Raw genomic sequence first — 21935 nt, 5'->3', positions numbered from 1 at the left:
CACTATTAATCTACTGGGGGGTAGTATCAGGTACTGGGGGGGAGTAGAATCAGATTGCCGAATTAATACTAAGAATTATTATCATGACCGAATTTACCACTCTTCTTCAGCAAGGTAACGCCTGGTTCTTCATCCCTAGCGCCATCTTACTTGGTGCGCTTCATGGCCTGGAACCAGGGCACTCAAAAACGATGATGGCGGCGTTTATCATCGCCATTAAAGGCACCATTAAACAGGCGGTGATGCTTGGACTGGCGGCAACCATTTCGCATACGGCAGTAGTCTGGTTGATTGCTTTTGGTGGGATGGTGATCAGCAAACGCTTTACTGCTCAGTCAGCGGAGCCGTGGCTTCAGTTGATTTCCGCGGTGATCATTATTGGCACCGCTTTCTGGATGTTCTGGCGTACCTGGCGCGGCGAACGCAACTGGCTTGAGGATATGCACGGGCATGATCATGAGCATCATCACGACCACAACCACGAGCATGCTCATCATCACGAACATGACCAGAGCGACGAGTATCAGGATGCTCATGCGCTGGCCCATGCCAGTGACATTAAACGACGCTTTGATGGTAGAGAGGTCACCAACTGGCAAATTTTGCTGTTTGGCTTAACCGGCGGGCTTATCCCCTGCCCTGCGGCAATAACAGTGTTGTTGATTTGTATTCAGTTGAAAGCCCTCACGCTGGGAGCAACGCTGGTCGTCAGTTTCAGCATCGGCCTGGCATTAACGCTGGTCACCGTAGGCGTTGGGGCGGCAATCAGTGTTCAACAAGTTGCAAAACGCTGGAGCGGATTTAACACTCTCGCTAAACGCGCCCCCTATTTTTCCAGTCTGTTAATTGGTTTAGTCGGGTTGTATATGGGAGTGCATGGTTTTATGGGGATTATGAGATAAAACAAACACCTGGGCTTCGTTATCCCTTTAGCCCAGGATGATTCTTAAATCAGCTTATTCCGCTCACTTCTCGCTCAATGAGGATGCTTTTGCTGCATCCTTTCATTTACACTTTTTACGAAATCATGGGATCACTAACAAAATATCTCTTGTCGGTTATATTGTATGGCGGGAAAGATATGCGACTGATTTTACTGATCCCCAAAGTGGAGAGTATATGACCATAAAAAATAAGATGTTGCTGGGTGCGCTTTTGCTGATAACCAGCGCAGCATGGGCCGCACCAGCCACCGCGGGTTCGACCAATGCCTCGGGAATTTCGAAGTATGAGTTAAGCAGTTTCATTGCTGACTTCAAGCATTTCAAACCAGGTGACACCGTACCAGAAATGTACCGTACCGATGAGTACAACATTAAGCAGTGGCAGTTGCGTAACCTGCCCGCACCTGACGCCGGAACCCACTGGACCTATATGGGCGGTGCATATGTGCTGATCAATGATACCGACGGAAAAATCATTAAAGCCTACGACGGTGAGATTTTTTATCATCGCTAAAAAAAGCCCCCTCGGAGAGAGGGGGAAATGCAGACACCTTATTATTTTTTATTATTAGCCACTTGCTCGTCTTACTTGTTATTAGTCGTATTTCACGTTGATTAATGCGGTTGCCTGCAGTGCGCCAGATTTAACTTTATTTTTATCATAAACATAGTAGCTGGCAGTTACCGGAATTGAGACCGTTGTATCTGTAATTTTTGACTTCGCCGCAATTTCTTTTAAATTTGTGTATCCTTTACTGCTGTCAGTGATATTTAAAAATGTGACTGGCGAACCATTACTTTCAAGAACAAATCCTACGCCATTATCTTTCGCACCTTTCAGTATCGTGTTGCTGCTGGTTAACAAGTCAGAACTTGATAAATACACCTGCATTTTCCGTGATGTTTGATTCTGTTGGCCTAATAAATTTTTACAACGCAGAACAATATTCCCTTTGTTACTGTTAATTGATGTTTTATTGCCAGCTTCTGGTAGTTGTGAAACAGGTATACTCTCTAAAGTAATTAATAAATCATCAGGTTTGCAGGTTGTGTTTAACGGGTTGTATGACAATGTCAGATTAAAGGAATAGACACCTGCATTTTGGGCCAAGGCATTTCTGTAGCTATTTACACATGCATCCCATGACTTCCCACCTAATAAACACAGTAAAAATTGTACTGCGGCACTCCCACGCGTTGTTGAGGAAGCACTGGATAATGTCGCGACTCCATTAATCATCACTGAACCGCCGCCCCCCGCAGAAACATTCACTTTTGCATTACTGGTCGCAGGTGTCACCGTTACCGAATAACCACTGGTGAAACTGGTCTGGTTATTTGACAACGTGATGTTGTTTTTGTTGGTCCATTCAAAATGTAAATTTAATTTAATGGTATCGTTATAAAGCCCAACAATAATATCCGACGGACTCATGGGAGTAATAGTATTTGTACTCACGCATGATGAATCATTAAAATTATGCTCATATGTCGCCGTTTGTGTTTGAGTAAGTGCAAAATCCCCCTGAACAACCAAATTGTGCTGCACGGATAGTTCACCATAACATGCCGCATAGCTCACGGGGATAACCATCATCATTAATATAAATAGCATTATACGAATTTTCATAGAACCACCTGACTATTACTGGCAATTATAATTTCTACTTTCATCAATCTCTTTACCGAAGGTGATTGTGCATGAAAGCCCTTGTTGCTTATCAATTGCCACATTAACCGCTGGCGGTACGTCATTAGTGCGAATAAATATCTGACTTCCCTGGCCGACAACACCAATATTGTGACCGTGGATATCATTGACTTCATAACCAAACGTTAATGGTTGCCCATCCGCTCTTGACGCTTTTATAAACCAGGGCTTGCGCTGATCGGTATCAAAATTAACCAATACAACCGCGCCGCGATAAGGTGCGGCAATTTTCCGGTTACCGCGCAATTCTGCTTCGCTATCGCTTTGCGACACATCCAGCATCAGGTGATTTTCCCGATAAGGTGTCATTCCGTCGTATACCACCACTCCATTACGGTTTGTTGTGCGATATTTTTGCCCATTGACATAAGCATCTTTAATTCCTGGCGCCTTCATCACAGCAAACGTTTCGGAAAGACGGTTCGCCAGATTAACGCCACCCGACCAGGCGACAATGCCCCCTGAAACACTTGCTCCAGCCTGTCGATAAGTACTCGACTGACTATAGCTGCCATTCACTGTTGCCACCGGCGCGTTCCAGGTTAAATTCGCTCCAGCTGTCGTTTCATTTCCCTGGTGTTGATGGCTCAAGTTGATCCCATAGTTAAACTGATCGCGATTACCAACGGTTCCCGATAATCCGGTATTATTTGAGGAAAAACCCTGATCATCAAAGGTCGTTGAGTTAGACATATATATTTGTCGCCGCGACGTCGTAACGTCATCACCCCAGTCAAAGGGAATCGATATAAAAATATTAAAACGTTTCTCTTCGGCGTGGTTCTCGTCATACGCCTGGCTTGCCGCGAGGGTATAGCTTATCCGCCGCCAGTTATTGGAATAACTCAGTTGATAATCTTTACTACTGCCACTGCGCCCCCAGTAATCACGCCATAAAGTACTTAATGACACGGATCCCCAGCCTTCTGGCAATGACTGACTCATATTGGCGGAAAAACTATTTTTGCGACCAAAATCATTCTGGTAATAATCGGCAATGTCATAGACATCGTTTTTATCACGACGATAATTATCTTTATTATTTGCCCACACATAATCGTTAAACGTGCGGTAATCACGCGACGAATAACGCCAGGCCGCCAGACCAAAACGCGTCGACGTTTGGCTCACAAATTTGTTGTAGGCAATTTGATAACTTTGCCCGTCAAACACATCACCATTGTCTTGTTTACTGTGCGATTTAGTTGCATCGACTGAAATTGCGCCAATGCGCGTGTTCCAACCTGTTCCCAGGGTAAACGCGTAGTAATTATTAGCAACCATCGTGCCGCCATACAGCGTCAATAAGTTATTAAAACCATACTGATAACCTGCCTGGACAAAATCACTTTGCTTGCTCGCACCTTCAATATGACTACGGCCCGCTGCAAAATCATATTTTGATACGCCAGGTTGCAACATATTAGGTACTGCCGCATAAGGCACCAGATATGTAGTCACTGAACCATCGGCTTCCTTAACACTCACATCAAGATCCGCACCTCCGCCCGCTAACTGCAAATCACTAATCGCAAACGGGCCTGGTGGAACCTCTTTCTGATAAACGACAAAACCGTTCTGTTCAATAGTTACCAACGCGTTACTCTGGGCAATCCCCTGTACCCGTGGGGTAAAATTTTGCCTCGAGTTAGGCAACATCTGCATATCACGAAATAACCGAACCCCGCTGAAGCGAACGGAATCAAATATATCGGCTGACGTGTACATATCACCAATACGCAGCGTACCGAAAATTTGAGAAAATCCACGCTCCAGATACAGTGTGTTGCTTTTCCACTCCCCTGGATTATTATCCGTTTTGCTAAAACTGGCATCAGAATGCAGCTGCCATCCCAGCAAATTTAGCCCACTGTTAAAACGCACATAGGTACTCTTACTATTACCCGAGGCTTTATAGTCACTGTAATACTGACTTACATAATAAGACGTATAAAACGCATTAATTCCCCGTTCCCAGTTTTCTGGCGGAACGTAACCATTTTCCAGTTCTTCGACCCAGGCTTGCGGGACAGCAAGATCCAAACGAAAAATTCCAATATCCCAGGCGTAGCTTCCACCCTGTACAAGTTGCTCAAATGTTAAACATTGTTTGTCGCGTGCAAAATTATCGCTATTTATACCTAACCGTTTGACAATTTCACGCGTCAGGCAAGTTTCATCTGGGTTATCTTTTACGATAATCTCATATTTTCCACGCCATTGCTTATTGACATAAATATCAATGTCGTACTGGCCGGGTAAAGGCTGATTATCATCAAGACGCAAATTTGTTACTTGCTCACCTTTCATTCCTCCCATCATAAAATGGGTGTCAAAGGTTTCTTCTGTTGCATGTGCTTCAATGCCGAGCAATAACGCGACTATTGCTGATGCAAGCGGGGTCATTCTCAACATAGGAAGCTCCTGCAATTAAATTTTGTCACTAATATAGTTGCCGTGATCATCGATAATGGTCAGTTGCCAACCATCCGTATTATTATTTTTTACACTGACATTCTGACTTTCTAGTGGTGCAATCATGATAGTTTCATAATTCACTTTGACGTTATTAGCCTTAACGTCAGAAATCGTTACCCAATTTGGCGAGTCATTTTTTATGACTACGTTATTACCGCTACGACTCACTCGCAGTTTTTTAAAAGTTGTTTTATTTACTGGAGCTACACCTGCAGGCCGGTAAAACAACTTGATTCTATTTTGCATGGCAAATTTTAACGCATTCTTTCCTTCATCTTCTGGGCTATTCGGTGGAATATCCAGAACGTTTAGATAGAAAATACTCTCCTTATTAACAGGTAATTTATTAGGCATGATTTTAATTTTTATTTGTTGCCCAGAATTGGCCGCTACTTTCACTACTGGTGGCGTTAACATGAAAGGAACCTGGATCTTTTCTGGCGGCAGAGACGTGTCACCATCATCAATCCACGTCTGCACCAGCGAAGAGCGGTTTCCCTGATTCATCAGTTGTACCATGACTTCTTTCTGCTCTGCCGGGTAAATGATACGTGTCCCGAAAATAACCATTCCGGCATGCGCAGGAAATATCATAGAAGAGATGAGTAAAGATAATAATCCTTTCATCTTAATGCCTCTTATATTTATGCTGACCGCCATGAACATGGCGGCCATTTTAATTTGCTGAAAAAATAAGATGATTATTTTAAATGTTTAATCCTGGGCAACACGCATAACCAATGAAGAGTTAACAGTACCAGATGCAACACTACTGTCAGTCAACTTCAGATATTTTGCCTTAAACGGTATGGCATATTGTCCATCAGCAGTTTTATAACTTTCAATATTAAACGGTGCGGAAATATCCAGTACGTCACTACTATCACCCAAATAGAGATAGTATCCAACGGTGTTATTACTACTGGATATCGCCTTATCATTACCAAGAATTTTCTCGTTGGTGATCAATGAAAGTTTTACGCCATCAATAGTCTTCGGACAAGAAATTTTCAGCATACTGCTGGTTACACCAACCGCGTTATCATAAGTTGAATATTTCGCTTTACCATCAAATACAGTGGTTGGTACAGTCGGCATATTAATACTGACTGAATCACCACCAGCGACAAATGTACATGGAGATTCAGCAATATTACCTTTAATGGTTAAAGTTCCGGTATCTACTTCAGCAGCGAAAATACCAGCACTCATAAATACAGAGGATAAGACAGCGGCAGCAATAATTGAATTTTTCATGATGCATTCCTTAATAAGTTTATTTTGTTTTGTTAAGAGTCTGTATCTCTTGGAAACAAATTTCTCACACCCAAAAGGTTGTCGCAATGTAAACATATTGTTTTGTTGATTTAAAACAAATTAACCAATGCAATATAATTACAACAAATAATTCGCTATAATAAACATTTTTAAAACTAATTAATTACCGCAAATAACATTTATTAAATAAATAAAAAAGCCAAAATCATTCACGGAAATGATTTTGGCTTTCTAAATATGCTTAACGCGGTGTTGCCAAATTAATCGTAACGATTTAACACGATTTTGCGTTTGTCATTATTACCCACTGCAACCACTTCTGTCGTAACGCCTTTTGCAGTAGAAGATGCACGATAGTTGGCTTCAACTCGTTGTAACAACCGCCCACAACGTTGCTGAAGATGATTATTAACAACATCCATACTGCATGTAGGGGAACTAATCCTGCCATTGATGGTTAATGTTGCAGTATCAGAAGAGAACGCGGGTGATGCTAGTCCATAAGCAAGAAAAAAAACTCCTGACAACCAATACTTATTCATTGAACGTTATCCCTGTAGTAAAGGTTATGCCGGGTAGATTGAGTGCATAACAAACTATAGCTGTACATCCGCTACACAGCCACGAGGGATGATAAAGAGACAGTGCTTGCACAATCAATCGCCTTTGTACAGTTTCGGACTAAGATCCGCTGAATATTCGCAGCATTAAAAAAGGGGTTATTAAGACTGCAAAAAAATTCACCGCATCAATTTAACATTGATGCGGTGAATGAAGAATAACCAGAAAGGTTAATACGCGTTATACGGCGCGAAAGGCAATCTCGCCAGGGATGACTTCGCCCTGCCAGTAGAGCTGGGCTGCAACACGGTCTGCCAGCTGGCGGTAGATAGCGGTAAATTCGCTCTCCGGACGGCTGATAACCGTTGGCGTGCCTTTATCGAGATCTTCACGTAAGGAGATGTGTAACGGCATCTGCCCCAGCAGTTGCGTGTGGTATTTCTCTGCCAGTTTCTCTGCGCCGCCAGTGCCGAAAATCGGCTCGTGGTGACCACAGTTACTGCAAATATGCACACTCATGTTCTCGACAATACCGAGCACCGGAACTTCGACCTTTTCAAACATCACGATGCCTTTTTTGGCATCAATCAACGCGATATCCTGCGGCGTCGTTACCACTACTGCACCCGTCACCGGAATGTTCTGCGCCAGCGTCAGCTGAATGTCACCGGTTCCTGGCGGCATGTCGAGTACCAGATAGTCGAGATCCGGCCACAAGGTTTCCTGCAACATTTGCATTAAGGCCTTGCTCGCCATTGGGCCGCGCCACACCATCGCGTTATCGTCAGTGACCAGATAACCAATTGAATTGGTTGCCAGGCCATGAGACATAATCGGTGCCATGTGAGTACCATCCGGCGAGGTTGGACGCTGATTTTCCGCCCCCAGCATGGTTGGGATTGATGGGCCGTAGATATCGGCATCCAGAATACCCACTTTCGCCCCTTCTGCCGCCAGTGCCAGCGCCAGGTTTACCGCCGTGGAGGATTTACCCACGCCGCCCTTACCGGAACTGACTGCAATAATGTTCTTCACGCCATTAATACCCGGCTGATTCTTCACGCGTTTCAGAGTGGCGATGTTATGCGACAATTTCCAGTCGATAGCTTTCGCCCCAGTGATACGCAGCAATTCGGCGCTACATTGCTCTTTTAACTCTTCAAACGCACTATGCCAGACAAACGGCATAACCAGTTCCACATGCAACGTGTCGTCCATCCAGGCAACATGGTGCAACGCTTTTAGCGTAGTGAGGTTATGCTTGAGGGTTGGGTGCTGAAAATTGGCCAGTGTCCCGGCGACCATTGCGCGCAGGGCTTCTGGTGATTTGGCCTGGGATTGTTCGTTCATCCCGACTCCTTATTTATAAAGATAACTTATCGCTATTAGTTTACCTGAAGTTAACAGCTAAGTACTTACCTAATAATGCATCATAAGATGCTTGCACAGGACTTACGTAACCATGCCCCATTTGGTACTATCTAAGCCCTTTTCACTACAAAGAAGTAATGCCTACTATGACTCAAGTCGCGAAGAAAATTCTGGTAACGTGCGCACTGCCGTACGCCAACGGCTCAATCCACCTCGGCCATATGCTGGAGCACATCCAGGCTGATGTCTGGGTCCGTTACCAGCGAATGCGCGGCCACGAGGTCAACTTCATCTGCGCCGACGATGCCCACGGTACGCCAATCATGCTGAAAGCCCAGCAACTTGGTATCACACCGGAGCAGATGATTGGCGAAATGAGTCAGGAGCATCAGACTGATTTCGCAGGCTTTAACATCAGCTACGACAATTACCACTCTACGCACAGCGAAGAGAACCGTCAGCTGTCGGAGCTTATATACAGCCGCCTGAAAGAGAACGGTTTTATTAAAAACCGCACCATCTCTCAACTGTACGATCCGGAAAAAGGCATGTTCCTGCCGGACCGTTTTGTAAAAGGCACCTGCCCGAAATGTAAATCACCGGATCAATACGGCGATAACTGTGAAGTCTGCGGCGCGACTTACAGCCCGACTGAACTGATCGAGCCGAAATCGGTGGTTTCTGGCGCTACGCCGGTAATGCGTGATTCTGAACACTTCTTCTTTGATCTGCCCTCTTTCAGCGAAATGTTGCAGGCATGGACCCGCAGCGGCGCGTTGCAGGAGCAGGTGGCAAACAAAATGCAGGAGTGGTTTGAATCCGGCCTGCAACAATGGGATATCTCTCGCGATGCGCCTTACTTCGGTTTTGAAATTCCGAACGCACCGGGCAAATACTTCTACGTCTGGCTGGACGCGCCGATTGGCTACATGGGTTCCTTCAAAAATCTGTGCGACAAACGCGGCGATACCGTAAGCTTCGATGAATACTGGAAGAAAGATTCCACCGCCGAGCTGTACCACTTCATCGGTAAAGATATCGTTTACTTCCACAGCCTGTTCTGGCCAGCCATGCTGGAAGGCAGCAACTTCCGTAAGCCGACCAACCTGTTTGTTCACGGCTATGTGACGGTGAACGGCGCGAAGATGTCCAAGTCTCGCGGCACCTTTATTAAAGCCAGCACCTGGCTGAATCATTTTGACGCTGACAGCCTGCGTTACTACTACACGGCAAAACTCTCTTCGCGCATTGATGATATCGACCTGAATCTGGAAGATTTTGTTCAGCGTGTGAATGCCGATATCGTGAACAAAGTGGTTAACCTGGCATCCCGTAATGCGGGCTTTATCAACAAGCGTTTTGACGGTGTGCTGGCAAGCGAACTGGCTGACCCGCAACTGTATAAAACCTTCATTGATGCCGCTGAAGTGATTGGTGAAGCGTGGGAAAGCCGCGAATTTGGTAAAGCAGTGCGCGAAATCATGGCGCTGGCTGACCTGGCTAACCGCTATGTCGATGAACAGGCTCCGTGGGTAGTCGCAAAACAGGAAGGTCGCGATGCTGACCTGCAGGCGATTTGCTCAATGGGCATCAACCTGTTCCGCGTACTGATGACTTACCTGAAGCCGGTACTGCCGAAACTGACCGAGCGTGCAGAAGCATTCCTGAATACGGAACTGACCTGGGATGGTATCCAGCAACCGCTGCTGGGCCACAAAGTGAATCCGTTCAAGGCGCTGTATAACCGCATCGACATGAAACAGGTTGAAGCACTGGTGGAAGCATCCAAAGAGGAAGTAAAAGCCACTGCCGCACCAGTTACTGGCCCGCTGGCAGATGATCCGATTCAGGAAACCATCACCTTTGACGACTTCGCCAAAGTTGACCTGCGCGTGGCGCTGATTGAAAACGCAGAGTTTGTTGAAGGTTCTGACAAACTGCTGCGCCTGACGCTGGATCTCGGCGGCGAAAAACGTAATGTCTTCTCCGGCATTCGTTCTGCTTACCCGGATCCGCAGGCACTGATTGGTCGTCACACCATTATGGTGGCCAACCTGGCACCACGTAAAATGCGCTTTGGTATCTCCGAAGGCATGGTAATGGCTGCTGGTCCTGGCGGGAAAGATATCTTCCTGTTAAGCCCGGATGCTGGTGCTAAACCAGGCCATCAGGTGAAATAATCCCCCTTCAAGGCGCTGCATCGACAGCGCCTTTTCTTTATAAATTCCTAAAGTTGTTTTCTTGCGATTTTGTCTCTCTCTAACCCGCATAAATACTGGTAGCATCTGCATTCAACTGGATAAAATTACAGGGATGCAGAATGAGACACTTTATCTATCAGGACGAAAAATCACATAAATTTTGGGCGGTGGAGCAGCAAGGCAACGAGTTGCATATCAGTTGGGGCAAAGTCGGCACCAACGGGCAAAGCCAGGTAAAAAGTTTTGCTGATGCTGCTGCGGCGGCAAAAGCGGAACAGAAGCTGATCGCAGAGAAAACGAAAAAAAGCTATGTGGAAAATGCTTCTGCAAACGTGCATATCACCCCCATCACCAAAGCCACTCCTGAAGTTGAAACTTCTCCTGAGAGTAAAAACCAACGCCCCTGGCTGGCTGATGATGCGGTCATTCGGCTAACTGACGATATTAATCGATTTGCTTTTCCTCATCGCTCTCGCCCCAGAGAGATCAATTATCTGCACAAAGATAGTCAAATATGGCAGCGCATCGCGAATAACACCAGGGCATATGATCCCGCCAACAATTACCGTTCTTATCCAGAAAACTGGCAGCAGGCTTTTGCTGAGTTACAAATGCGAGTTCAGGGTAATCAACAGACAGGGAGTGCGCAATCTGACGCAGCATTACTCTGGAGTTTCTGGAATTTTAGCTCCACAGATGAACTGGTCGATGACTTAGTCATTCGCTGTGGTCTGGAAACTACCGTTGAAATTGCCCTTCTCGCTCTTCAACTTAGATATAAACCAGTAAAAGGCGCAGTAACCACCATCATTCCACCTAATCACAAAGCAGAATCGCTACCGCGTTGGCATCAACGTCTATGTCATCATCTTTCACTCGCTTCAGAAGATGAGTGGCAACGCTGTGTAGATAAAGTACTCGCGGCTATTCCCTCGCTATCCCAAGCACGGCAACCTTTTGCGGCGTTACTGCTCCCTGAACGCCCGGATATTGCCAATGCTATGGCTCTACGCTATGCAGACCAAAACGTTCCGGCGATGACCTGGTTAAGACTGGTGGTAACCGATGACGCCGCTCTGACTACAGCAGAAAAATACGACTTCCCACCGTTATCTCGTGATTTTCGCGCTTATCTGGCAATGTTGTTGGCAAATAATGGGGTGCGCGGTGTAAGCCGGATACTTCTTGAGTTAACGGAAGAGCATTCTGATAATCCCACTTATCTCTTCGAGCGCATCAGCGAGACTGAAGATCTTGTCAAATGGTTATGGAAAACGAATCACCCGGATGCGATTCAAATTCTGATCCTCGGTGTAGTTGGCAAGAAAAAGCACCTGGAATACCTAAGCAAAGCCTGTCAAAAGCATCCCGCTGCGGCTATTGCCGCTTATGCAACTTTGCTGGCTATACATGAAGATGCACAGTGGCGCAACGCACTTGTCAAACTGATTACCGCCACGCCAGAGTTGGTATGTGACGTCATTCCCAGGGTTAATGCTAAAGCGGCAGGCATCTTATCTGAATGTCGTCCGCAGCCAGTCGCTGAAAAATGTGAATACGCCACTGTGGATATGTTGCCGGAGCTGCTTGTCGCTCCACCGTGGGTAATAAATAAGAAAAAAAATGTCATACCCGTATTTAATTTACCGGTACTTCCCATTCCTGCCGTCACGGATATCACACCAGGAATTACAGAGTTAATCAGTCATACTGACATATCCAGATTCTATGAAATCGCGCAATATCAGGCATCACAGCAAACCTTATTTACCGACCTGCCACTAATTGAAAAAGAAAGCTGGGAGACATCTTTCATTCCTTTTACTCCAGAACAACAAATCCTTTGGCAATTAGGTTTTAATGAATGGCTGCATTGCGAAGATGACTTACATGAAAAAAAATATATACCGCAAAGCGCTGTTGATGCCTTGTTGCGCTTTGATTTTCCAGCACTAAAAGCTGAGTTTGCGAAATATCACAACAATGCCAACAAAAGCTGGAATCTATCTGCGCTTTGTTACTTACCGGGACAACAGGCGATTTCATTTCTCAACCAAATAATCATTGAGGAGCGATATTCAGGTGAGAAAGAGATTCTGGGGATTTTTGGCAGTACGGCCATTCCTGCGTTTATGACCTGCTTGCAACGAGATCATCAACGACTGTGGATATTCACCCTCTTTATTGGGGCCAGTGAACTAGCCTTACCAATGGCGCAGCGGTTACAGAAAAAAATGGCTTACAAGGATGCCGTTAATTGGCTGGCAAATAACCCGCGCCATGCCACCGCCGGGCTACTGCCTTTGGCGCTGGGCAAACCGTGCCAAAATCGGGAATATGCCCGCCAGGCACTCCTCCTGCTAGTGAAATTAAACCAGCGAGAAACGATTGAGGAAATCGCCCAAGGATATAATCAACCTGATGTTTTAGCTGCGCTGGCAACATTATTTGATAGCGACCCACTGGAAGAATATCCTGCAAAAATCGCCCCACTGCCCGGCTTTTATCAGTTCACCTTATGGCACAGACCTCGGCTTAAAAGTAACAACCTGCCTCTGCCAGATGACGCTATGCGCCACCTCGGCACAATGTTGAGCTTTCCACGCGACATTACCTCCTACGCTGGGCTGGCGATCATCAAAGAAACCTTCACCCGCGAATCACTGGCTGACTTTGGCTGGGATCTCTACATGGCATGGACAGAAGCTGGCGCACCCGCAAAAGAAAACTGGGCATTTACCTCGCTGGGGATTCTAGGCAATGACGACACCGCGCGTAAACTAACCCCGCTCATCCGCGCCTGGCCTGGTGAATCCCAGCATAAACGCGCGGTTTACGGGCTGGATGTGTTAGCCAGTATCGGTAGCGACATTGCGCTAATGTTGCTTAATGGCATTGCGCAAAAGATTAAATTCTTTGCATTACAGGAACATGCCAGCGACAGAATCAATATGGTCGCCGAAAATCGCGGACTGACAATGGCCGAACTGGAAGACCGCCTGGCACCGGATTTAGGGCTTGATATCAACGGCTCGCTGATACTTGATTTCGGCCCCCGCAAATTCACCGTTGGTTTTGACGAAACCTTAAAACCTGTAGTGTGCGATGCAAACGGCAACGTCCTGAAAGATTTACCCAAACCAAACCAGAGCGATGAAAAAGCTCAGGCAACTGACGCGGTTAATCTCTTCAAACAGTTGAAAAAAGATGTACGCGCCATAGCCAGCCAGCAGATTGATCGTCTGGAACAGGCTATGTGCCAGCGCAGACGCTGGACGGCAGAGCAGTTCCGCCTGTTCCTGGTGGAGCATCCGCTGGTACGTCACTTAACCCGACGGCTGTTATGGGGGGGTTATAACGATGAAAACGCCCTTATCACCTGTTTTCGTGTCGCAGAAGACAGCACTTACAGCGATGCGCAGGATGAGCTATTCACGCTGCCAGCAGGAAACATCGGTATTCCGCATGTGCTGGAAATCTCCCCTGAATCCGCCGCTGCATTCAGGCAAATTTATGCTGATTACGAACTGCTTCCCCCTTTCCAACAGCTCGAGCGAGGTAGCTATCACCTTGCTGACAATGAACGTAATACTCACGAACTGACACGCTGGCAAGGACGGCTTTGCCAGGCCGGACGCATTGTCGGGCTGGAACGCCGAGGCTGGCAACGTCTGGAAGAAAGCGGCAGCGTTTATGCGATGCGCAAAACAACCCCTCATGGCGATCTCGAACTTGAAACGGAACCTTTTTCATTAATTTATGGTGAAACGGGGTATGGCGACCAGCTACCGGTTGAAAGCGTAAAAATCACCTCGCCAGATGATCGCTACGGTAAACAATCCTCACTCACTTTCTCCATGCTCGACGACATCACCGCCAGCGAGCTGATTAACGACATCGAATCACTGTTTGATTAAAAGGATTTAGCAATGAAAACCTATATTTATCAGGACGAAAAATCACATAAATTCTGGGCGGTGGAGCAGCAGGGAAACGAGCTGCATATCAGTTGGGGCAAAGTCGGCACCAACGGGCAAAGTCAGGTAAAAAGCTTTGCAGATACTGCGGCGGCGGAAAAAGCGGAACTGAAGCTGGTTGCGGAGAAGGTGAAGAAGGGGTATGTGGAGCAAGCGAAGGATAATTCTTTGCAACCTTCCCAAACGGTAACGGACTCTCTCAAGGTAGCGGACTCATCCACCATTATTCAGGAACAACCCTCTTTCGTAGCAGAAACCCGTGCGGCTGACAAAAATACAGATGCTGTTTTACCGTGGCTGGCGAAAGATATTGCTGTCGTTTTTCCACCCGAAGTTGTACACACCACGTTAAGCCATCGTCGCTTTCCCGGAGTTCCTGTTCAGCAAGCAGACAAATTGACCCAATTACGTCGCTTAGCCTGTAGTGTGTCGCAACGGGATAATAAAACAGCCACATTTGACTTCAGCGCCTGTTCTTTAGAATGGCAAAACACCGTCGCCCAGGCGATCAGTCAGATCGACGGCCTGAAAACAACACAGTTACCACCACCAGTAATGGCTGTACTCACGGCACTTGAAATGAAATGTACAAGATATAAAGAGCGTGAGGATGTTATGGATCAGATCGTTCAGGAAGGCGGTCTGGAATATGCTACTGATGTAGTAATACACCTTCAACAGATTGATATTGAATGGGATTATGCGAATAATATCATTATTATTCTGCCGTCTGGCATTGCACCTGATAACTTGCAGCAATATTCCAGTTTTGAATTACGCCTACGTAAACATTTATCGCTGGCGGAAGAGTCTCTCTGGCAAAAATGTGCACAAAAACTTATTTCCGCAATTCCACATATTCCAGAATGGCGGCAACCATTAATTGCTTTGCTATTACCCGAAAATCCAGAAATTGCACATGAAATTGCCCAGCGTCTACTGGTGCAAAAAAAAATACCCTCGCTTGAATGGCTAAAAATAGTGGCGACTGATGAGCACATTCTTACCTTATTAGAAAAATATCACGAGCCATATGCCATTTTTGATGATTACCATCGTGGTGCGATATGCTCAGCCACCGTATTACAGGAGCAAGGCGTTGTAGCCCTGCCCCGATTTGCTCCCTATGCCGCAAGTGACTACTGCGCCGATGTGTTGCGTCATATCAATCATCCGTTCGCATTAACACTGCTTATACGTGTAGCCGGGCAAACAAAACGCTGTCACGATCGGATGACGAAAGCCTGCACTGCGTTCCCACACGCAGCGCTGGCGGCATTAGCAGAACTTCTGGCACAAAAAGATGAAAAGTGCTGGCGCATTATGCTAATGACGATGCTTATCTCGCAACCGGCACTAGCAGAACAGGTCATTCCCTGGCTCTCGACACCCGCAGTTGCCGTGCTGAAATCATGCCAGCAACAACTGATACAACCGTCAAACCATGCCTGCGCCGATCTACTGCCAGCCGTAGTAGTCTCTCCTCCTTGGCTTTCGAAAAAGAAAAAATCGCCGATTCCGGTGTTGGATTTATCGCCACTTAGCCTCGAATCTGTATGCACAATAACCGACACAGAAGCTAAAGAGTTTCAAACTCGTTGGGACTGGGAGCCGCATAAGCCTGGTGAAGGTGCTAAAGCTTTCCTTAGCTCACTGGGTTATCGCCGCTGGGATTTTGTCACATATAAATATATCGGCGCTTCTGAGTCGGCAATTGACGCATGGGAACGTGAAGACTTCGCCACACTTATCCAAATGTTTAAAGCCCATCATGCACCGTATCAGGGGGAGTGGCATCTCAACTCACTTCCCTTTTTACCTATGCAAAAAGCGATTAAGCTATGGGAATTTCTCAGTAAAGAGCCGCATACCGCGATAAAACCTGTCATGCTTTATTTGCGACTGTCAGGTATGAGTGGTTTTCTGCACTCGTTTTCACGCTACCCTCAAGAAGGTTTTGCGGTTGCTGATTATTTTGCCGCAACGGAGCTGGCTCCTTCCGTCGCCCGCGCCTTCAACAAACTCAAAACCCTACGACAAGACGCCCGCACCTGGCTGCTGAAATACCCGGAACATGCCATTACCGGCCTGCTGCCTTCGGCGCTCGGCAAATCCGGTGAAGCCCAGGATAACGCCCGCGCTGCCTTGCGTATGCTTACTGAAAACGGTCATCAGCCATTACTGCAAGAAATCGCCCGGCGTTATAACCAGCTGGAAGTAACCGATGCGGTGAACGCTCTGCTTGCGCTCGATCCCTTAGATAATCACCCGACAAAAATCCCCACTCTTCCGGCCTTTTATCAGCCATCGCTCTGGAACCGCCCGGTATTAATAGCAAATGCCCAATCACTACCAGATAGCGCCCTCCTCCACCTCGGTGAAATGCTCCGCTTCCCTCAGGAAGAGGCGCTGTATCCGGGATTATTGCAGGTGAAAGACGCCTGCACCGCCGACTCACTGGCGGGATTTTCCTGGGATATGTTTACCGCCTGGCAAGCCGCTGGCTCACCGTCGAAAGAGAGCTGGGCGTTCACTGCGTTAGGTGTTCTCGGCAACGATGACACCGCCCGCAAACTGACGCCATTAATCCGCGCCTGGCCTGGCGAATCCCAGCACAAACGCGCCACCGTTGGGTTGGATATTCTCGCTGCTATCGGCAGCGATATCGCCCTGATGCAGCTTAACGGCATCGCCCAGAAACTGAAATTCAAAGCATTACAGGAGCGGGCAAAAGAGAAAATTGCCGATATTGCCAAAAGCCGCGAGCTCACGGTCGCGGAGCTTGAAGATCGCTTAGCGCCCGATCTCGGTCTGGATGATAACGGTTCGCTGCTGCTGGATTTTGGCCCACGTCAGTTCACCGTCAGCTTTGATGAAACCTTAAAACCGTTTGTGCGCGATGTTTCCGGCAGCCGCCTGAAAGACTTACCTAAACCGAATAAAAGCGATGATGACTCACTGGCGAACGTGGCTGTTAACCGCTACAAATTGCTGAAAAAAGACGCGCGGACCGTTGCTGCCCAGCAGGTGGCAAGGCTGGAATCCGCCATGTGCCTGCGCCGCCGCTGGTCGGCTGAAAACTTTCAACTCTTCCTGGTTGAACATCCACTGGTACGCCACTTAATCCGCCGTCTGATTTGGGGCGTTTATAGCGCCGAAAACCAGCTACTGGCGTGCTTCCGCGTGGCGGAAGATAACAGCTACAGCACCGCTGACGATGACCTCTTCACCTTGCCGGAAGGCGATATCTCTATCGGCATTCCTCACGTTCTGGAAATATCACCGACGGATGCTGCCACCTTTGGTCAGCTTTTTGCCGACTACGAACTGCTACCGCCGTTCCGCCAGCTCGACCGTAACAGTTACGCCCTGACAGAAACCGAGCACAATGCCAGCGAATTGACCCGCTGGGCAGGCAGAAAATGCCCGAGCGGTCGGGTCATGGGACTTGCGAATAAAGGTTGGGTGCGTGGTGAACCGCAGGATGGTGGCTGGATCGGCTGGATGATCAAACCTCTGGGCCGCTGGTCGTTAATCATAGAAATCGATGAAGGCTTTGCTGTTGGTATGTCGCCAGCCGAACTTAGCGCCGAGCAACTCTTAAGCAAGCTGTGGCTATGGGAAGGCAAAGCAGAAAGCTATGGCTGGGGGAGTCATTCAACTCAGGAAGCGCAGTTCTCCGTACTCGATGCCATCACCGCCAGCGAGTTGATTAACGATATTGAAGCTCTGTTTGAATAAGGAAAGAGCATGGACAAGGAATTACCGTGGCTGGCGGATAACGCCCAAGTGGAACTGAAATATAAAAAAGGCAAAACACCACTCAGCCATCGCAATTGGCCGGGCGAACCGGTGCCTGTTATCACTGAAAGCCTCATCCAGACACTGGGTGATGAATTGCTACAAAAAGCTGAGAAGAAAAAAAACATTATCTGGCGTTATGAAAATTTTTCACTGGAGTGGCAGTCCGCCATTACGCAGGCCATCAACTTGATCGGCGAACACAAACCCACGATCCCGGCCCGCACAATGGCGGCGCTAGCCTGTATCGCACAAAAGGACAGCCAACAGTTGCTCGACGAAATCGTCCAACAAGAGGGGCTGGAATATGCGACTGAGGTGGTGATTGCACGCCAGTTTATTGCACGATGTTATGAGAGTGATCCTCTGGTTGTCACATTGCAGTATCAGAACGAGGATTATGGCTATGGTTACCGCTCAGAAACCTATAACGAATTCGATCTCCGACTGCGTAAGCATCTCTCTCTGGCAGAGGAAAGCTGCTGGCAGCGATGCGCCGACAAACTCATTGCCGCACTGCCAGGAATCACCAAAGTTCGCCGCCCTTTTATTGCGCTGATCCTCCCTGAAAAACCAGAAATCGCCAATGAGTTGGTAGGTCTTGAATGCCCGCGGACTCATTTTCATTCTAAGGAGTGGTTAAAAGTTGTTGCTACTGACCCCAAAGCGGTGAGAAAACTCGAACGCTACTGGAGCCAGGATATATTTAGCGATCGAGAAGCCAGCTACATGTCGCATGAAAACCACTTCGGCTACGCGGCCTGCGCTGCCCTTTTGCGCGAACAAGGACTGACAGCCGTTCCGCGCCTGGCAATGTATGCCCATAAAGAAGATTGCGGCAGTCTACTGGTACAAATTAACCATCCGCAGGTCATCCGCACCTTGCTGTTAGTTGCTGATAAAAACAAACCCAGTCTGCAACGTGTGGCTAAATACAGTAAAAACTTCCCCCATGCGACGCTCACCGCACTGGCAGAACTGCTGGCGTTAAAAGAACCACCTGCGCGCCCTGGTTATCCAATCATCGAAGACAAAAAGCTGCCTGCCCAGCAAAAAGCACGCGATGAATACTGGCGTACGCTGTTACAAACGCTGATGGCATCGCTGCCACAACTGGCAGAAGACGTCATGCCATGGTTAAGTATTCAAGCCCGGACAGTGCTGAATAGTTATTTATCGGCACAGCCCAAACCGGTTATTGATAGCACCGATAACAGCAATCTGCCTGAAATCCTCGTTTCACCACCGTGGCGTAGTAAGAAAAAAATGACAGCTCCACGTCTTGATTTGGCACCGCTCGAATTAACTCCGCAAGTTTACTGGCAACCAGGCGAACGAGAGAGGCTTGCGGCCACTGAGTCTGCCCGTTATTTCAGCACGGAATCTCTTGCGGAACGCATGGAACAAAAAAGTGGGCGAGTTGTATTACAGGAACTGGGTTTTGGGGATGATGTATGGCTGTTTCTGAATTATATACTCCCCGGAAAACTGGATGCTGCACGCAATTCACTCATTGTTCAGTGGCATTACTACCAGGGGCGGGTTGAAGAGATCCTGAATGGCTGGAACTCCCCGGAAGCACAATTAGCAGAACAGGCGCTTCGCAGCGGTCACGTAGAAGCGTTAATTAACATATGGGAAAACGACAACTACTCACGTTATCGTCCGGAAAAGAGTGTCTGGAACCTGTATTTATTGGCACAGCTGCCACGAGAGATGGCACTGACGTTCTGGCTGCGTATCAATGAGAAAAAATACCTGTTCGCTGGCGAAGACTATTTTCTCAGTATCCTCGGATTGGATGCGCTACCCGGTTTGTTATTGGCTTTTTCGCATCGTCCAAAAGAAACATTTCCGTTAATGTTAAATTTCGGCGCCACCGAACTGGCGCTGCCCATTGCTCGCGTCTGGCGTCGTTTCGCGGCGCAGCGTGATCTGGCTCGCCAGTGGATTTTACAATGGCCGGAACATACGGCTACTGCACTTATCCCTCTTGTCTTCAGCAAATCCAGCGACAACAGCGAAGCGGCATTACTAGCCCTTCGTTTACTGTATGAACAGGGACATTGCGAATTGCTACAAACTGTAGCCAATCGTTGGCAGCGTACATATGTATGGCCAGCCCTGGAACAATTACTTAAACAGAGCCCAATAGAAATTTACCCGGCACGCATTCCAAAAGCCCCTGATTTCTGGCATCCGCAAATGTGGTCCAGGCCGCGCCTTATCACTAATAATCAACCTGTTACCGATGACGCTCTGGAAATTATCGGCGAAATGCTGCGCTTTACCCTGGGGGGACGTTTTTATAGCGGGCTGGAACAACTGAAAACGTTCTGCCAACCGCAAACGCTGGCCACTTTTGCCTGGGATCTCTTCACCGCGTGGCAACAAGCTGGCGCCCCCGCAAAAGACAACTGGGCATTTCTGGCGTTAAGTCTCTTTGGCGACGAAAGCACGGCACGAGATCTGACGACACAGATCCTCGCCTGGCCACAGGAAGGCAAATCTGCCCGTGCTGTCAGTGGTCTGAATATACTTACCCTGATGAATAATGATATGGCGCTGATACAGCTGCATCATATATCGCAACGGGCGAAATCCCGCCCCTTACGTGAAAACGCAGCGGAATTCCTTCAGGTGGTCGCAGAAAATCACGGGCTAAGCCAGGAAGAGTTAGCGGACAGATTAGTCCCATCACTGGGCCTTGATGATCCGCAGGCGTTGATTTTTGATTTTGGTCCCCGGCAGTTTACCGTTCGCTTCGATGAAAACCTCAACCCGGTTATCTACGATCAGCAAAACGTTCGCCAGAAAAGTGTTCCCCGGTTGCGCGCCAATGACGACCAACTAAAAGCATCCGATGCACTGGCCCGACTAAAAGGACTAAAAAAAGATGCCACTCAGGTGAGCAAAAACCTGCTCCCGCGTCTTGAAACTGCCCTGCGCACCACCCGACGCTGGCCGCTGGCAGATTTTCATTCTCTCTTTGTTAATCATCCATTTACTCGCCTGGTTACCCAGCAACTGATATGGGGCGTTTATCTGGCAAATGAACCGCGACGTTTACTCAACGCCTTTCGTGTGGCTGCAGAGGGGGAATTCTGCAATGCACAAGATGAGCCAATTGACCTGCCTGCGGACGCTCTGATTGGCATTGCCCACCCGTTAGAAATGACAGCAGAAATGCGCAGTGAATTTGCACAGCTTTTTGCCGATTACGAAATTATGCCGCCTTTTCGCCAGTTGGCGCGGCGCACGGTGTTGCTCACGCCAGAAGAGGCGGCAAGCAACAATTTAACCCGCTGGCAGGGAAAATCAGCCACCGTTGGGCAACTAATGGGAATGCGATACAAAGGCTGGGAGTCAGGCTATGAGGACGCATTTGTCTATGACCTGGGCGCGTACCGGCTGGTCCTTAAGTTTTCACCCGGTTTTAACCACTACAGTGCTGATAGCAAAGCGCTGATGAGCTTCCGTTCTCTTCGAGTGTACCGTGACAATAAATCCGTCACTTTTGCCGAACTTGATGTGTTTGATTTGAGTGAGGCGTTAAGTACGCCAGATGTCATTTTCCACTGACACACAGCGGGCAGTGATGCAACTGCCCGTT

Annotated in this window: 12 protein-coding genes; 6 read left to right on the top strand and 6 right to left on the bottom strand. The window is 47.8% G+C overall.

The features are described 5' to 3' along the window. Positions 1 to 83: 83 nt before the first annotated feature. Together FEK42_RS01855 and rcnB are read left to right on the top strand one after the other, a co-directional pair. Positions 84 to 902 (top strand): nickel/cobalt efflux protein RcnA, encoded by an 819-nt coding sequence (locus tag FEK42_RS01855; protein WP_135492781.1) that lies wholly within the window; start codon positions 84 to 86, stop codon positions 900 to 902. Positions 903 to 1119: 217 nt separating this feature from the next. Further along, positions 1120 to 1458 (top strand): Ni(II)/Co(II) efflux transporter accessory subunit RcnB, encoded by a 339-nt coding sequence (rcnB, locus tag FEK42_RS01850; RefSeq protein ID WP_131161432.1) that lies wholly within the window; start codon positions 1120 to 1122, stop codon positions 1456 to 1458. A gap of 81 nt (positions 1459 to 1539) precedes the next feature. Here the strand turns inward: rcnB and FEK42_RS01845 are convergent, their stop codons facing one another. The 6 genes from FEK42_RS01845 to apbC all read right to left on the bottom strand — a co-directional run bounded on the left by FEK42_RS01845 (position 1540) and on the right by apbC (position 8322). Continuing rightward, positions 1540 to 2574 carry a putative fimbrial-like adhesin protein gene (locus FEK42_RS01845; RefSeq protein ID WP_135492782.1) on the bottom strand — a complete coding sequence of 345 codons (1035 nt, stop codon included), beginning with the start codon at positions 2572 to 2574 and terminating at the stop codon, positions 1540 to 1542. A 15-nt stretch (positions 2575 to 2589) separates the two neighbouring features. Continuing rightward, positions 2590 to 5070, bottom strand: a complete 2481-nt coding sequence (locus FEK42_RS01840; protein WP_138211719.1) for a fimbrial biogenesis outer membrane usher protein — start codon at positions 5068 to 5070, stop codon at positions 2590 to 2592. 15 nt (positions 5071 to 5085) lie between these two features. Beyond that, a complete protein-coding gene (locus FEK42_RS01835; protein WP_130260038.1) occupies positions 5086 to 5760 on the bottom strand; it encodes a fimbria/pilus periplasmic chaperone in 675 nt (224 codons plus the stop codon). Between the two features lie 87 nt (positions 5761 to 5847). Further along, positions 5848 to 6390: a fimbrial protein gene (locus FEK42_RS01830; protein WP_135492784.1), complete on the bottom strand. Its 543-nt coding sequence runs from the start codon at positions 6388 to 6390 to the stop codon at positions 5848 to 5850. Between the two features lie 281 nt (positions 6391 to 6671). Beyond that, positions 6672 to 6953, bottom strand: a complete 282-nt coding sequence (locus FEK42_RS01825; RefSeq protein ID WP_130207000.1) for a DUF2574 family protein — start codon at positions 6951 to 6953, stop codon at positions 6672 to 6674. A gap of 259 nt (positions 6954 to 7212) precedes the next feature. Beyond that, positions 7213 to 8322 carry an iron-sulfur cluster carrier protein ApbC gene (apbC, locus tag FEK42_RS01820; protein WP_130207002.1) on the bottom strand — a complete coding sequence of 370 codons (1110 nt, stop codon included), beginning with the start codon at positions 8320 to 8322 and terminating at the stop codon, positions 7213 to 7215. Between the two features lie 167 nt (positions 8323 to 8489). Between apbC and metG the strand changes: the two genes are divergently transcribed. The 4 genes from metG (at position 8490) to yehI (ending at position 21904) form a co-directional block, all read left to right on the top strand. Then, on the top strand, positions 8490 to 10523 hold the full coding sequence (metG, locus tag FEK42_RS01815; protein ID WP_130260040.1) for a methionine--tRNA ligase: 2034 nt from the start codon (positions 8490 to 8492) through the stop codon (positions 10521 to 10523). A gap of 140 nt (positions 10524 to 10663) precedes the next feature. Next, positions 10664 to 14461, top strand: coding sequence for a WGR and DUF4132 domain-containing protein (locus FEK42_RS01810; RefSeq protein ID WP_138211718.1), 3798 nt, complete (start codon positions 10664 to 10666; stop codon positions 14459 to 14461). 12 nt (positions 14462 to 14473) lie between these two features. Next, on the top strand, positions 14474 to 18262 hold the full coding sequence (locus tag FEK42_RS01805; RefSeq protein ID WP_138211717.1) for a WGR and DUF4132 domain-containing protein: 3789 nt from the start codon (positions 14474 to 14476) through the stop codon (positions 18260 to 18262). 9 nt (positions 18263 to 18271) lie between these two features. Beyond that, complete coding sequence (gene yehI / locus FEK42_RS01800) at positions 18272 to 21904, top strand: DUF4132 domain-containing protein YehI (RefSeq protein WP_138211716.1); 3633 nt, start codon at positions 18272 to 18274, stop codon at positions 21902 to 21904. Positions 21905 to 21935 lie beyond the last annotated feature (31 nt).

Source organism: Escherichia sp. E2748, from assembly GCF_005781125.1.
GTDB lineage: Bacteria > Pseudomonadota > Gammaproteobacteria > Enterobacterales > Enterobacteriaceae > Escherichia.
This window is presented reverse-complemented; position numbering and strand designations above follow the sequence as displayed.

Excerpts from the sequence above, each read along its gene's own strand:
- metG (WP_130260040.1), top strand. The coding sequence starts at position 8,490 with ATGACTCAAGTCGCGAAGAAAATTCTGGTAACGTGCGCACTGCCGTAC.
- FEK42_RS01835 (WP_130260038.1), bottom strand. The coding sequence starts at position 5,760 with ATGAAAGGATTATTATCTTTACTCATCTCTTCTATGATATTTCCTGCG.
- yehI (WP_138211716.1), top strand. The coding sequence starts at position 18,272 with ATGGACAAGGAATTACCGTGGCTGGCGGATAACGCCCAAGTGGAACTG.
- FEK42_RS01845 (WP_135492782.1), bottom strand. The coding sequence starts at position 2,574 with ATGAAAATTCGTATAATGCTATTTATATTAATGATGATGGTTATCCCC.
- rcnB (WP_131161432.1), top strand. The coding sequence starts at position 1,120 with ATGACCATAAAAAATAAGATGTTGCTGGGTGCGCTTTTGCTGATAACC.
- FEK42_RS01830 (WP_135492784.1), bottom strand. The coding sequence starts at position 6,390 with ATGAAAAATTCAATTATTGCTGCCGCTGTCTTATCCTCTGTATTTATG.
- apbC (WP_130207002.1), bottom strand. The coding sequence starts at position 8,322 with ATGAACGAACAATCCCAGGCCAAATCACCAGAAGCCCTGCGCGCAATG.
- FEK42_RS01840 (WP_138211719.1), bottom strand. The coding sequence starts at position 5,070 with ATGTTGAGAATGACCCCGCTTGCATCAGCAATAGTCGCGTTATTGCTC.
- FEK42_RS01855 (WP_135492781.1), top strand. The coding sequence starts at position 84 with ATGACCGAATTTACCACTCTTCTTCAGCAAGGTAACGCCTGGTTCTTC.
- FEK42_RS01810 (WP_138211718.1), top strand. The coding sequence starts at position 10,664 with ATGAGACACTTTATCTATCAGGACGAAAAATCACATAAATTTTGGGCG.
- FEK42_RS01805 (WP_138211717.1), top strand. The coding sequence starts at position 14,474 with ATGAAAACCTATATTTATCAGGACGAAAAATCACATAAATTCTGGGCG.
- FEK42_RS01825 (WP_130207000.1), bottom strand. The coding sequence starts at position 6,953 with ATGAATAAGTATTGGTTGTCAGGAGTTTTTTTTCTTGCTTATGGACTA.